The sequence below is a fragment of the Paenibacillus sp. NRS-1760 genome (assembly GCF_050467785.1).
Taxonomy (GTDB): Bacteria; Bacillota; Bacilli; order Paenibacillales; family Paenibacillaceae; genus Pristimantibacillus.
This window is the reverse complement of record NZ_JBITPK010000008.1, coordinates 585128-600574: the sequence shown is the minus strand read 5'-3', so window position 1 is coordinate 600574 and position 15447 is coordinate 585128. Positions and strand designations below refer to the sequence as shown.

Here is a 15447-nt window from a genome sequence, read left to right as displayed (position 1 = left end):
AGATCAATTTCAATAAAACTCGTCATTAATTTCCGTTATTCTTAACAACCTCTGCGATATTTTTATCAATGTTCGCAATCGTTGTATCCACGTCTTGTTTGCCTAAGATATACAATTCCGCTTCTGGAATAACTGTATTTTTAGCTTCATCTGCATATTTGGCAGGTACTGGCGCATTTCCTGGAACCGTAGTGCTCATCGTATATTTCAATGACTCTACATCGATTTTTGAAGGATCTTTTGCAGCCGCCACAATAGTATCGATAAGCTTGCTGGAATCAGACTTCGCCCAGCCGGAGAATACACGGCCGCTGACAGCAAGGCCTTCAGAGGTATACCATCTTACAAAGGTATAAGCCGCTTCTTTATTTTTCGATTTCGCTGCTACTCCCATATAAGTCGGTTGTACTGGGGAATAATGTTTGCTTTCGCCATCCAATTTCGGAAGCGGTGCGAATGCAGTTACGAAATTAGCTGGAATGGCATCCGTACCTCCGGACTCAGCTACCATCCAGTCACCCATCGGCAGCATTGCAGCTAGACCGTTGAAATATTGGTTGCGGTAAGCAAGCTTTTGCGAAATAATATCCTCGTACATATTAGCGCTCTTGTCTTCGTACATCATTTTTTTCATCATTTCCAAGTTTGCTTTAAGCACAGGGTCCGTCGCATTGGATGTGCCGTCCGCTTTCAGGAATGTATTTTCCGAAGGCTTGCTCATCATTTGCAGTTGGAAGTAATCCGGCCAGTTATGCAAATAAGCTCCATAACGTTTCGTTGTTCCTTCGCCCTTCGTTAGTTTTTGCGCATATTCCATAAACTCTTTCCAAGTCCAGTCCGTTGGAACAGGCAATCCAGCCTCGTCGAGCATTTCTTTATTTAGTAGCACGAACCAACGCTGCATGGAGGAAGGCAAAGCGTAAATTTTATCGTTTACCTTCGTGTCTACCAGGTACTCGTCTTCGTATTTATAGCCATCCTTTTCGATATAGCTATCCAAAGGCTCCAGCAATCCAATATCGGCGCGCTGTGAATAGTTCGTGTAAGGCAATTCGATAATATCAAGCTGATCATTGGATGCAGCCATTAGATCCAGCTTTTGCATTGAAGCAATGGAATCACCTTTTTCATTCAAGAGGTCAAGTTCTACCTTAATATTAGGATGTTTTTCTTCAAAAGCCGAAATAACCTCCGTCCACTTCGCCTTGCCGTCCGTTTGCCACGTGCTTAGCTTCAGTGTTACTTGCTCTGCTGCTGGCTCTTTTGGAGCATTAGTCGCGTTTGTCGCGCTGCCAGCATTTGAATTTCCACCATTATTGCCCCCGGAACAAGCCGATGCGAATACTGCTAACCCCAATAACATCATCGATAATCTCTTTTTCATCGTAACCCTCCTAATATTTATAACACGACTAGTTATGAAAACGTCTACAAACAAATCCTACCACGTTCATTTCTGATTCGAAGTTCCCATATTTTACTGAAGAGAAACTATTTTGACTTTGTTACCCTTTTACACCACCAAGAGAAATGCCTTCGATAACCTGTTTTTGACCAATCGCAAAAATAATGAGCAAAGGAACGATCGCCGATACAGCGCCAGCCATCATAAGGGAGTAGATATCACCATATTGGTCTCCAAAAAGCCTAATGCCCAGCTGAATCGTAAATAGATCCTTCGACTTCAAAAAGATAAGCGGATACTGGTAATCATTCCATGTCCATATAAATCGCAGAATCGCGTAGGTCGCTAGACCCGGACGAATGAGCGGCAGCGCAATTTGAAAAAAGGAACGAAAATGGCCTGCACCATCCATACGCGCCGATTCCATATATTCATTATTTACGCCCATAAAAAATTGTCTGAGCATAAACGCTCCAATAATACTAAAGCTGTTAATAAGAATAAGACCAATATGCGTATCGATGAGGTTCAACCAGTTGAACAATAAAAATTGCGGTACCAACGACGCTTGTGGCGGCACCATATATAAGGCAAGAACAAGAAGGAACATCGTGTCTCTGCCTCGGAAACGTAGTTTAGAGAAGCCGAACGCTGCCAATGCACATACGAATACATTGATCACGGTTGTCGTTAAAGTAATGTATATGGAGTTCGTGTAATACCGGAGAAACCCTCCTGTCCACACTTGTTTGTAATTTTCGATCAGATGCCACTTCGTTGGAATCCATTCAATTGGAAAGTTGAATACATCTGCTTCCGGTTTGAATGAGGTGGTCAGCATCCACAAGAATGGGAGCAGCGACATCATGCCGAAGGCTGCCATAATAATTGTCCATACGATTTTGGACACATTCACATTTTTCATTGCCAATTCCTCCTTCCTGAATTAATAGTTCACCCATTTTTTTTGTGCGAGCATTTGCAAGCCCGTTATAGCAAGACAAATGACAAAAAGTACGAGAGCCATACTCGATGCGTAGCCTGTTTTCAATTGATTGAATGCTGTGTCATATAATTCATATACGATAACGGTCGTTGAGTTGGCGGGACCGCCCTGTGTTAATACTTGAATCAAATCGAAAATTTTGAAAGTACCAATAATACCTGTTACGAGCAGGAAGAACGTAGTTGGCGATATGCAAGGCACCGTAATTTTACGGAATTTAGTCCAAGTATTCGCGCCGTCAATGTCAGCTGCTTCATAAAGATCTTTCGGTATGCCCTGCAAGCCAGCTATGAAAATAATAATGTTATAGCCGAGCAGAATCCAAATTTGAATCATCATCAACGATGGCATCGCATAGTCGATATCGGCCAGCCACTTTGGTGGATTCTCGAATCCGATCGAAATTAAGAAATTGTTTACCGGTCCATACGAAGGATGGAAGAGCACCTGCCATACCATAGCTACAGCAACAACACTAGAAATGTACGGTAAAAAGTAAACCACTTTAAACATATCCTTCAAGTACACATGCTTATCAATAATGATCGACAGCACCAATGCCAGTACGATCGTAATGGGCACCGTAATAATGAAGATGAGATTGTTTACTAAACTTTTCATAAAAACAGAGTCATTAAACAGCCGTTCAAAATTATCAAAACCTACAAATTTTATTGCATCAATTCCCGCAACAAAATTCCAACTCGTAAAGCTAAGCAGCAGTGATCCTAATACAGGAATCAATGTAAGTACAACGAGTCCGATCATTAAAGGAGCAACGAATAAATAGCCTGCAATTTGCTCCCTTGCTCCCATACTGAGCTGGACTAACGTTTTTTTCTGTCTCATGAAGCTCCTCCTTCAAACTTTGTTTATATGCTTCATTTTAGAAAAAAAACGGGAGGCTCATAAGAATTAGATCTTTGTATTTTGGAACATATTTTACTTTTTATCTGTTCACACGTTTTTTTGAGCTTAATCACTTTCATTTATTCTTAATCGTTGTTTCATTATATTTAGGTTGAAAATATGCAAAAAAAAGAGGGAGCAAACTGAGTAAATACTCAGCTTGTTCCCTCTTTTCACTTCATTATTCGGCTGCCGCAGCAACCTTTAGATTCTCTTTATGACGCGCTGTTGTACGTTCGCGATCACGCTCAAGAATTGGTTTTAAATATTTACCCGTATACGATTGCTCAACTTTGATAACCTGTTCCGGCGTGCCTGTTGCCACAATCATACCGCCGCCATTGCCGCCTTCTGGACCTAGATCTATCAAATAATCCGCCGTCTTAATGACGTCCAAATTATGCTCAATAACGAGTACGGATTCACCTGAATCAACCAAGCGGTGAAGAACGGTCAACAATCTGTCGATGTCATGTACGTGCAAGCCCGTTGTTGGTTCATCCAAAATGTAAAGCGTCTTGCCCGTGGAACGACGATAAAGCTCAGCAGCCAGCTTAACGCGCTGCGCTTCACCACCTGATAATGTGGTAGCTGGTTGACCCAGCTTCATATAACCAAGACCAACATCAAGCAGCGTCTGTACTTTCCGATGAATACGAGGAATGTTCTCGAAGAATGAACAGCCGTCCTCAATGGTCATTTCCAGCACTTCCGCAATATTTTTACCTTTGTATTTCACTTCCAGCGTCTCTCGATTATATCGTTTACCTTTGCAAATCTCACAAGGCACATAGACATCAGGAAGGAAGTGCATCTCAATTTTAATGATTCCATCTCCGCGACAGGCTTCACAGCGTCCGCCCTTCACATTGAAGCTGAATCTTCCCTTCTTGTAGCCGCGTACTTTCGATTCCGTCGTACTCGCATACAAATCACGGATATCATCAAATACCCCGGTATACGTAGCTGGATTAGATCTTGGCGTTCGGCCGATTGGCGATTGGTCAATATCGATGACCTTCTCCAAATGCTCGATGCCTCGCATTTCCTTGTACTGTCCAGGACGCGTCTTCGCTTTGTTCAAATCACGCGCTAACGTTTTGTACAAAATTTCATTAACGAAGGTCGACTTCCCTGAACCTGAAACACCGGTTACCGCTGAGAATACACCTAGTGGAATCTTCACATTTACGTTTCTTAAATTGTTTTCCTTCGCGCCACGAACCTCTAACCATTTGTCGCTCGTCTTGCGGCGCTCGGAAGGCACTTCAATAAACTTGCGTCCACTCAAATATTGGCCCGTCAATGAGTTTTCATTCGCCATCACTTCCTCTGGCGTACCTTCTGCAATGACCATGCCTCCGTGTATACCCGCTCCAGGCCCAATGTCGATAATATAGTCGGCTGCCAGCATCGTATCCTCGTCATGCTCAACGACGATGAGCGTATTTCCAAGGTTGCGCATATGCTCAAGCGTCTCAATTAAGCGATCATTATCTCTTTGGTGCAGCCCAATGCTTGGCTCGTCCAATATATAAAGGACGCCCATAAGACTTGAGCCGATTTGCGTTGCCAATCGAATACGCTGTGCTTCTCCGCCCGACAGTGTACCCGCTGCGCGGCTTAATGACAAATACTCTAATCCTACATTTACAAGGAAACCTAGTCGGCTGTTGATCTCTTTCAAGATCAAGTTTGCGATTGCTATTTCCTTCTGAGACAGTTTTAGCGAATCAAAATACCGCTGTGCATCTCCAATAGATAAGGAGGTGACTTGGGAAATGTGCTGCGCGTTGATCGTAACCGCTAATGTTTCCTTGCGAAGACGTTGTCCCTTACAGCCTGCACATGGCTTAGCGCTCATATAGTTCTCAATATGCTCGCGCATCATATCCGATGCGGTATCTCTATAACGCCGCTCAAGGTTATGAACGATGCCTTCGAATGGAACATAAGCCTCTTTGCGATGACCAAAATCGTTCTCATATAGGAATCGAACACGCTCTCCGCCTGTTCCATATAATATCTTCTTCATCTGCTCCGGCTCAAGCTCGGATACCGGAACATCCTGCGGTATGCCATAATGCACGCAAACCGCACTTAGAAACTGCGGATAATAATTTGACGTACTGCCCGCCCAAGCTAGGAAAGCAGCATCCGCAATCGACTTGCTCATATCAGGTACGAGCAAATCTGGATCAACGATCATTTTCATGCCTAAACCATCACAATCCGGGCATGCCCCGTAAGGACTATTGAACGAGAACATGCGCGGCTCCAGCTCTTCGATACTAAAACCGCATTCTGGACAAGCCAGATTTGAGCTGAATAGAAGCTCCTCCTGATCGATGATATCAACGAGCACGCGGCCCTCAGATATTTTCAGTGCAGTTTCGATTGAATCCGCCAGCCTCGTTTGAATATCTGATTTCACGACGATACGATCGACAACCACTTCAATGCTGTGCTTTTTATTTTTTTCCAGCTCAATCTTCTCGCTGAGCTCTCGCAATTCGCCATTCACGCGTACACGAACAAAACCTTGCTTCTGAATGTCAGCGAGCAGCTTGGTATGCTCGCCTTTGCGGCCTGAAATAAGCGGAGCCAAAATTTGCAGCTTCGTCTTCTCCGGGTATTCCATAATCCGGTCAACCATTTGCTCAACGGTCTGCGACGTTATTTCGATCCCATGCTCTGGACAATGCGGCTTGCCGATACGGGCAAATAAGAGCCGCAAATAATCATAAATTTCAGTAACTGTTCCGACCGTAGAACGCGGATTGCGGCTTGTTGTCTTCTGATCAATAGATATAGCTGGTGAAAGCCCATCAATAGAATCAACATCCGGCTTTTCCATTTGCCCAAGAAACTGGCGTGCATAAGCGGATAATGATTCAACGTAACGACGCTGTCCCTCTGCATAGATGGTATCGAATGCAAGGGAAGATTTACCGGAGCCGCTTAACCCCGTCAGTACCACAAATTTGTCGCGCGGTATCGTGACGTCAATGTTTTTTAGATTATGGGCGCGAGCGCCCTTCACAACTATTTTATCGCTAGCCAATCGTTTCTCCTCCTACTTCTTAGCCCATCTCGGCACGCAGTTCAAGCAGTGCATCCCGCAGCTCTGCTGCACGTTCGAACTGCAAGTTTTTTGCTGCGTCTTTCATTTCCGCTTCCAGCCTTTGAACAAGCGCCAGACGGTCTTTCTTCGTCATTTTGTCCACGCCGGCACCGGTTAAGTAGTCGGCTTTCTGCTCAGCTACCTTCGTCGCTTCAATTACATCGTGAACCTTTTTCTTTATCGTTTGCGGCGTAACGCCGTGTTTCTCGTTGTATGCAAGTTGAATTGTACGGCGGCGCTCTGTTTCTTTGATCGCGCGATCCATAGAATCGGTAATCTTATCACCGTACATGATGACGCGCCCCTCACTGTTTCTCGCCGCACGTCCAATCGTTTGAATAAGCGCGCGATCCGAGCGAAGAAAACCTTCTTTGTCCGCATCGAGAATCGTAACGAGCGATACCTCAGGCAAATCGAGGCCCTCTCGAAGCAGGTTGATTCCAATGAGCACGTGGAAAACGCCGAGCCTAAGGTCACGCAATATGGCCAATCGCTCCAACGTCTTAATATCGGAATGGAGATATCTTACCTTAATGCCTATCTCCTTCATATAATCAGTTAAATCCTCTGACATCTTCTTCGTCAGCGTTGTAACAAGAACCCGTTCATCCTTCGCAATGCGATCCCGAATCTCGTTCAGCAAGTCATCGATTTGTCCCTTCGTTGGGCGGACATCAATAATCGGATCAATCAGCCCAGTAGGACGAATAATTTGTTCGATCATTTTGTCGGTGTGCTCTATCTCGTATGGACCTGGCGTTGCGGATACATAAACGAGCTGCTTGGCCTTCGCCTCGAACTCCTCGAAGCGCAGCGGCCTGTTATCCATCGCTGACGGAAGGCGGAAGCCATGATTAACGAGCATCTCTTTACGCGCCCGGTCACCATTGTACATCGCTCGAATCTGTGGCAGCGACACATGGGACTCATCAATAACAATAACCATATCATCAGGGAAATAATCAAGCAGCGTATAAGGCGTTGCCCCGCGCTCTCTAAAAGTGAGCGGCCCCGAATAGTTCTCAATGCCTGAGCAAAAGCCCATCTCCGCCATCATTTCCAAGTCATAGCGCGTCCGCTGCTCCAGCCGCTGTGCTTCGAGCAGCTTACCTGCTTCGCGGAGCTCGGCGAGTCGTTCCTCCAGCTCCCTCTCAATATTGACGAGCGCTACCTTCATCGTCTCTTCTTGTGTAACGAAGTGAGAAGCAGGAAAAATGGCAATATGATCGCGTTCGCCAATGATTTCGCCGGTGAGCACATCAATTTCTGAAATGCGCTCAATCTCATCACCAAAGAGCTCTACACGAATAGCCCGCTCATTATTGGCGACTGGGAAGATCTCAACAATGTCGCCGCGAACACGGAACGTTCCGCGCGTAAAGCTGATATCGTTGCGCTGATATTGAATATCGACCAGCTTATGCAGAATCGCATCCCGCGACTTCTCCATCCCTACACGGAGCGAAAGCACGAGGCCGCCGTATTCCGTCGGAGATCCGAGACCGTAAATACAGGAAACGCTCGCTACGATGATCACATCACGGCGTTCAAACAAAGAGCTCGTCGCTGAATGTCGAAGCTTATCGATCTCATCGTTTATGCTGGAGTCCTTCTCTATAAAGGTATCGGTTGAAGGGATGTATGCTTCAGGCTGATAATAATCATAGTAGCTCACAAAATACTCTACTGCATTGTCAGGGAAAAAAGTTTTGAACTCACTGCACAGCTGTGCTGCCAGCGTCTTATTATGGGCAATTACAAGCGTTGGTCGGTTTAGCTCCTCGATCATGTTCGCGATTGTGTACGTCTTGCCTGTACCCGTTGCTCCCAGAAGCGTCTGATGTCTCTTACCTGCATGAATACCTTCTATAAGCTGTTCGATTGCCTTTGGTTGATCGCCTTGCGGCGTATAATCCGATTTCAACTCAAACAGCCTTGTTTCTTTTGCGAGCTCACTCACGCCTATCATCCACCCCCATCATTCCGAAATATATGCTCTTATCATTATAGTCAAATATAGTCAATTCATTTCATCTGATATTTCAAAATAAGAATGTTTGTTCCCATCTATTATAACGTTATCCTTAAAGTCGTGCAACGTCGGAAAACAAAAAAAGAATACGTACAGCATAGTCAGTTATTCACCTGCGCTGAAGTATTCTCATTTATGCCGTTGTTCCTCTTTCATAAAAGCATTTCCTTGCCGTTTTTCTTCTCCTGCCATTGCTTGTACCACTCCGTCACCTGCAAAGGAACGGTAAGTCCCAGATCATTTTCTAGCGTTTGAAGAAGACGCTCATAGTGGAAAATCACCTTATCGTAACAGCCCAGCTCATCATAAAGCCTCATCACGATCAGTCCCTCTTCCTCCTGGTAAGGATCCATCGTTTGTATTCTTTCATACAATTGCAATGCATCGCTTGTTCGATCGCCTTGCCCCAAATAATAAGCAGCTAACATCCTCGCCAAACTCAGCCATAACTGACGCAAACGCTCTCGCTCATACTCCGCCCATAGATATCCGTAATCCTGTAAATAGTCGCCCTCATATTCACCTAGCAGCCGCAAAGCCTGATCCTGATCCTCAGAAATCGAACCGCTAAGCTTAACCATTCCTTGCTCCCACCGCTCCAAATCTAGAACGACTTGTCCCATATCGAGAATATAACCTTCTTGAATACTGGAATTATGAATCGCTATGTTCATGTTCATTTTCTGAAGGCATTGCCTAATTTGATAGATAGCCGTGTATAGCTGTGTCATCGCACGCTTCATGTCCATCTCCGGAAAAAATAAATCGAGCAGTATCGACTTGTGTACAATTTGCCCGCGGTGATGCAGCAGATAACAAAAAAGCTCCTGGGCTTTAGCCGTACGCCATTTCGGCAGCTCTGGGAGCTGTCCATAGGAGGATTGAAAACGCAACGTTTTAAAACAATAAACGGTCTGCTCCTGCTTCTCGATTTCTTTTGACAACGGTTTTGTACTCCTGCGCTTCAATAAACGTTCGATAGTTATCTCCACGCGCGATTTCTGAAGCGGTTTTAACAGATAATCAACTGCATTCAGCTCAAATGCCTTTATTGCATACTCATCATGCGCCGTGACAAAAACAATATCTGTTTGCGGACATATTCCTTGAATAAGCTCGGCTGCTTGAATGCCAGATAATTCAGGCATATGGATATCTAGAAAAACAACATCAGGCTTCAGCTCGCTCGCCTGCTCCACTGCTTGCTTTGGATTTTGAAACACATCAATACTCGTTATTTCCATCGATTGGCGGAGCACCCGCTCCAGTTGAACGAGAGCCAGTCTTTCATCATCGATTACAAGAACCCTCATTTTTCTACACTCCTATCACATTCACAATCATCCAATTTTGTTTACAATTAGAAATTTTCGTTAATCTATTTCATATCGGCTTTTTTCCCAAAATCATTCATGATTTTGTAAGTATATATGAGTAAAAAGACCTAACTTGTTCAGAAATTGTATAGTACTGTTCTATAGAATAAGAATTATGTTGGAATAGATCGTAATATGCCGAAATCGTGTACGGTTACCATGCATTTTTAACCAAAAATGCCATCAAGTACTCCTACCTCTCTGTCAGGTCGGCGCTTTTCTCGCAAAGCACCCTTATATACATAACTCTCCCAACTAACAGCAGGCCGATCACTACATGAAGCTCATTTTAATAGAGAAAGGAATGATGTTTTGCTGCTAGCTCCAAATAACTAGAAATAAATGAATACTCGAGCATTTTAAGATGGAGGATACCAAGAAATGAGAAAAAAGACAACTGCACTCATGATCGCTTTTTTGCTAATTTTTCAATACGTAAACTTTGCCGGTATTTTGAAGCCGGTAGAGGCAGCAACTATTAGTGATAACATTATTACTAAAATGACTTTGACTGACAACGAAAAGCCAAGCACTGTCATTGCCTCGGTTTATAATTCAGTATACTATGTTAACCCTGATATTCGTGTAGAGCTTGGCCAGGTACTCATATTAAACTACGATTGGGAGCTTCCTGCAGGCCATTCCTATCATAAAGACGATACGTTCACGTTCGATCTGCCTGCAGAGTTTGAGATGTACACTATTGATACTAGAGAAAATCCTCTGTTAGGCAGTGATCCTAGTGTAGGAACTTTTCAGGTAATCGGGAATACCGTTACACTTAAGTTTAACAAAGAGATTAGGGATGGCAACGACGGCATACCTGTTTCTGGTACCCTGAGCTTCTGGAACTATTTCACGAAACAAAGCGTTGGCGGAAAAACAGAAGTACCTATTAAATTTAATATCGGAGATACCATCACCATTCCGATTGCACCTAAAGGTGTAACATCTCCAATTAGCAAAAAGGGAACACCGGATAAGAGCTTTAATGCTGAAAACATTACTTGGACAGTTGACGTGAACAAGGATCTCAAAAAAGTTAACGGAGCCGTTGTCACAGATACGATTCCTGCTGGTCTGACTTTCACGCCGGGCTCGCTCAAGGTTTACAAAATGACTTCAGACACCGATGGTGTCCTGTCTAATCCAATACTACAAAATGCACCTGCTGACTATCAAGTGACTGCGCCCGCTTCACCTGATAATAAATTGCAGCTAGACTTAGGAAATATAAATTCGGTTTATCGCATCGTATTTGATACAGCTGTTACCGACATTACCAAAGCTAACTTCAAAAATACCGCTACATTAAAAGGCAGCAATATTACCGATGTTTCTGCTTCAGACACGATAACGAACAGCCGCGGCAAACTGCTTGAGAAATCAGGTACATATAATGAAGCTGCTCAAGTCATCGATTGGACCATTAAATACAATTTTGGCGAAGATACGATAGCAAGCGCAGTTTTGACTGATTTGTTCGATAAAGGCCATGAGCTTGTACCAGGTTCCATAAAAGTATTCCCTGTAGCCGATCCGGTTGCTGGCACGCCAGGAACTGAAATACCGTCGACTGACTATACTCTGGACTATGATGTAAGCAGCCATCCCAAAAATCAAAACACCAAGAACGGCTTTAAGCTGTCCTTCAATAACCCCATCACTGGCGCATATAAAATAACATACCAAACCAAGCCAGTTGGCAATTTGTATGACGATAAAGCAATTAAAAATACGGTTTATTCGGATAATAAAGAATCCAATACGGTCACCGTAGATGTTAAGCAGCATTTTTTGCATAAAACAAATAGTAATGCTAACTACAAAGATAGAACGATAGACTGGAATGTTGAAATCAATAGAGACAAATATAATTTGTTTGGTCTGAAATTTGAAGATACTTTCGTTAGCGGCGGCTTAAAGCTTGTACCTGGCACCTTGGTCGTTAAGCAAAACGGTATTGTCGTGAATAGTCCGCTTTATACCATCACGTATGATCCAGCCGGTGCAACTGACACTACAAACGGCTTCAAAATCGATTTTCCAGATGGCAATTCTACTTACACTATCTCATATACAACGGAATACGACTATACGGACGGATCCTATTTTTCTAATACAAACTTCTCTTTCAAAAATACGGGCAAACTGATCTGGAAAGAGACTGCTGTAGGATCAGAGAAAAATCAATCCGAAACGTCAACTTTTACGCCTAATAAGAACACACAGGATAACGGCTATAAGAATGGCAGCTATAATGCCACAGACAAAAAAATTACATGGAACATCGGCATTAACTACAATAGCAAAACAATTGCCAATGCCGTCGTAACAGATACGCTGGAATCGGTACAACAGCTCGTGGCTGGATCGATTGAAGTACGCAAGCTGACTGTGAACAGCAATGGCTCTACGACCCCTGGTGCACTCGTTGCTCCAACAGGCAATTACAGCGTTGTACTTCCAACGACCGCCAACAATAACCAATGGCAGATTGCATTTACTAATCCAATTAGTGAGCCTTACCTCATCACATTCAAAACGGATGTGGATGGAAAAGTGCTTGGAGCAACGGAAAAAACAATTAACAATCATGCTTATTTAAGCGGCACTGGTTATACAACGAAGGATCTTACTGCTTCCGTGACGATACCAAAAGCCGGTGAATATGTATTCAAAGAAGGTCAGCAAAACGATGACTCCGTCAATTGGACGATTTATATTAACCGCGGTCAGTCCACTGTTGACGAAGCAAAAATTTATGATGTGCCTAGCAAAAAACAAACGCTTGTCAAAGAATCATTTAAGCTCTATCTTACAAGCGTAAATAGCAACGGCAATGTAACCAAAACCGGTTCGGCTATTAGCCCTACAGATCCGGTTCATGGCTATAAACTAACTTTCAAGGAAAATACGGATTCAGCTATTTCAAGTGATGAGACATTTGAGCTCAGCTTCAACAATGAAATATCCAAACCTTATATTCTTGAATACCAATCCATTATTGATGCTAAAGACAAAGAAACCATTTCAAATACGGTTACTTTCACTGGTGCTGGAGGTATTTCCAAGCCCGTTGACAATGCGACAGAGGTGAAAATAGCATTATCCGGCGGAGAAGGCACTGGCAGTATTTATAAAGGCGATTTAAAGGTAGTTAAAGTTGACAAAGATGATCCAACGCTCAAGCTGTCCGGCGCTGTTTTTGAACTCACTCGCAATTCGACCGGCGGTGTAATCGTACCATCTAAAAACGCTAATGGCGAGCTTGAATATAACGGCTTGCGTTACGGTAAATATACTTTGAAAGAGAAAAGTGCACCAGCTGGCTACGCAATTGATGGTACAGGCATCTACGAAGTAACGATCAATTCAACGACCGTTCCTGTCGTGAAGGAAATCAAAAACGCGAAGCTTTTAGGCAGCTTGGAAGTAACGAAAGTTGACTCCGCTAATGCAACAACTGTTCTTGCTGGAGCGACATTCGAGCTTTTCAATAGCGCTAATGTAAGCCAAGGTACACAAACAACAGCCGCAAACGGCAAAGCAACTTTCACTGGCCTTCCTTATGGCAGCTATGTACTGAAAGAAGTTTCAGCACCTGCCGGCTATAGCATCATCGGAAACGGTGAAGTGAATGTTACGATTAATGCTTCTGTTGTTACGAAACAAGTGGGAAATACAAAGCTATTTGGTACTTTGGAAGTCACTAAAGTAGACAGCGCAAATCCTGCAATCTTTCTTTCAGGAGCAACATTCGAGCTGTTCAACAGCGCCAATGTAAGCTTGGGTCAAAAGACGACAGACACTAGCGGCAAATTATCTTTTACTGGCCTTTCTTACGGCACTTATGTACTAAAAGAAGTCTCAGCTCCTACAGACTACAAAATAATGGGCAGCGGCGAAGTGAATGTGACCATTAACGCAGCTGTAGTATCTGAAAAAGTGAAAAATGAAAAGCTAGAAGGCAGCCTTGAAGTAACCAAGGTAGACAATGATCATACGTCAATCGTTCTTGCCGGAGCTACGTTCGAGCTTTTCAATAGCGCGAATGTAAGCATGGGAAAACAAACGACGGCTGCAAACGGAAAAGCAATATTCACGGCTCTTCCTTACGGCAGCTACGTGCTGAAGGAAATTTCGGCACCTCATGGCTACAGCATCATCGGCAAAGGTGAAGTAAATGTTACGATTAATGCGTCTACTGTATCAAAAGAAGTTAAAAATGTTCAGCTGCTCGGAACCTTGGAATTAACGAAAGTAGACAACGATAATACTGCCGTTGTTCTTGCTGGAGCTACATTTGAGCTATTCAACAGCGCCAATGTCAGCCTAGGCAAAAAGACAACTGATTCAGCAGGCAAACTATCTTTCACTGGTCTTCCTTATGGCAGCTACGTGCTGAAAGAAATCTCAGCACCTGTCAACTATGGCATCATCGGCAGCGGTGAATTAAGCGTTGTGATTAATGCCTCTACTGTAAGCAAAGAAGTGAAAAATGCTAAGCTGCTCGGAACCTTGGAAGTCACTAAAGTAGATTACGATAATACTACGGTCGTTCTTGCTGGGGCTACGTTTGAGCTATTCAACAGCGCAAATGTAAGCTTAGGCAAACAAACAACATCTTCTAGCGGTAAAATATCGTTCACAGATCTTCCTTACGGCAGCTATGTGCTGAAGGAAATCTCAGCTCCATCCGGCTACAGCATGATTGGCAACGGTGAAGTAAACGTAACGATTAATGCGCCATCTGTATCTAAAGAGATCAAAAATACAAGAGATCCTCTTGGCAGACTGGAAGTAACCAAAGTAGATAGTGCGAATACAACAATCGTTCTTGCTGGCGCTACATTTGAATTGTACAGCACCTCTAATGTGAGCTATGGCAAACAAACGACGGCTGCAAATGGTAAAGTATCCTTCACTGGACTTCCTCTTGGAAGCTATGTATTGAAGGAAATCTCAGCACCTGCTGGTTACAGCATAATCGGCAGCGGCGAAGTAAGTGTCACCATTAATTCTATATCGGGTAATTCGGTCACGGTTAAAAACAACAAAGTTATCGTGCCAACACCGACGCCAACGATCGTACCGACACCTACACCAAAACCAACGACAACGCCGAAGCCGACGACAACACCAGTTGCGACGCCTGCGCCGACTACTTCTACAGAAAAGGAAGTTACGGAAGTTGACAAGCCAGTTGAAGGTGAAGTGGAAGTCCCTGATGGCAGCGTGCCTGTTGGAGGCGTAAAGCCTGATCATGGTAAAGTTGTCATTACACCAGATGGCAAATGGGTTTACACTCCTGACCCTGGATTTAAAGGAAAAGATACATTCTCTATCATCGTTAAAGATAAAGATGGCAATGAAGAAGAAATCTTCTTTGAAATCGATGTAGAAGAACCGCCTCGCGGCGGAATCACAACACCAGACGTTCCTGTATTGCCTAAAACCGGCGAGAACAGCTACCTGCTCATGCAGCTGCTCGGACTAGCAATGATCGTTGTTGGTGTTTCGACAATTGTGGTCAAAAGAAGAACAAGACGCTAAGTGATTAAACAATGCAAAAAAGGTGAATCAGGAATATCC

7 protein-coding genes are annotated in these 15447 nt (G+C 43.8%); 1 reads left to right on the top strand and 6 read right to left on the bottom strand.

All coding sequences use genetic code 11. The features are described from left to right. Window positions 1-25 precede the first annotated feature (25 nt). The 6 genes from ACIFSR_RS09720 to ACIFSR_RS09695 form a co-directional block, all read right to left on the bottom strand. The gene (locus ACIFSR_RS09720) at window positions 26-1384 is read right to left on the bottom strand and encodes an ABC transporter substrate-binding protein (protein WP_430057022.1); all 1359 of its coding nucleotides are present in this window, start codon (window positions 1382-1384) and stop codon (window positions 26-28) included. 121 nt (window positions 1385-1505) lie between these two features. Further along, complete coding sequence (locus ACIFSR_RS09715) at window positions 1506-2330, bottom strand: carbohydrate ABC transporter permease (protein WP_339205323.1); 825 nt, start codon at window positions 2328-2330, stop codon at window positions 1506-1508. A 21-nt stretch (window positions 2331-2351) separates the two neighbouring features. Next, window positions 2352-3260, bottom strand: a complete 909-nt coding sequence (locus ACIFSR_RS09710; protein WP_076266160.1) for a carbohydrate ABC transporter permease — start codon at window positions 3258-3260, stop codon at window positions 2352-2354. Between the two features lie 241 nt (window positions 3261-3501). Next, window positions 3502-6384 (bottom strand): excinuclease ABC subunit UvrA, encoded by a 2883-nt coding sequence (gene uvrA / locus ACIFSR_RS09705; protein WP_339205325.1) that lies wholly within the window; start codon window positions 6382-6384, stop codon window positions 3502-3504. 19 nt (window positions 6385-6403) lie between these two features. Continuing rightward, on the bottom strand, window positions 6404-8404 hold the full coding sequence (gene uvrB, locus ACIFSR_RS09700; protein WP_430057018.1) for an excinuclease ABC subunit UvrB: 2001 nt from the start codon (window positions 8402-8404) through the stop codon (window positions 6404-6406). Between the two features lie 224 nt (window positions 8405-8628). Continuing rightward, a complete protein-coding gene (locus tag ACIFSR_RS09695) occupies window positions 8629-9789 on the bottom strand; it encodes a response regulator (RefSeq protein ID WP_430057016.1) in 1161 nt (386 codons plus the stop codon). 444 nt (window positions 9790-10233) lie between these two features. Here ACIFSR_RS09695 and ACIFSR_RS09690 point away from each other — a divergent pair, with 444 nt between their 5' ends. Then, complete coding sequence (locus ACIFSR_RS09690; protein WP_430057013.1) at window positions 10234-15408, top strand: SpaA isopeptide-forming pilin-related protein; 5175 nt, start codon at window positions 10234-10236, stop codon at window positions 15406-15408. Window positions 15409-15447 lie beyond the last annotated feature (39 nt).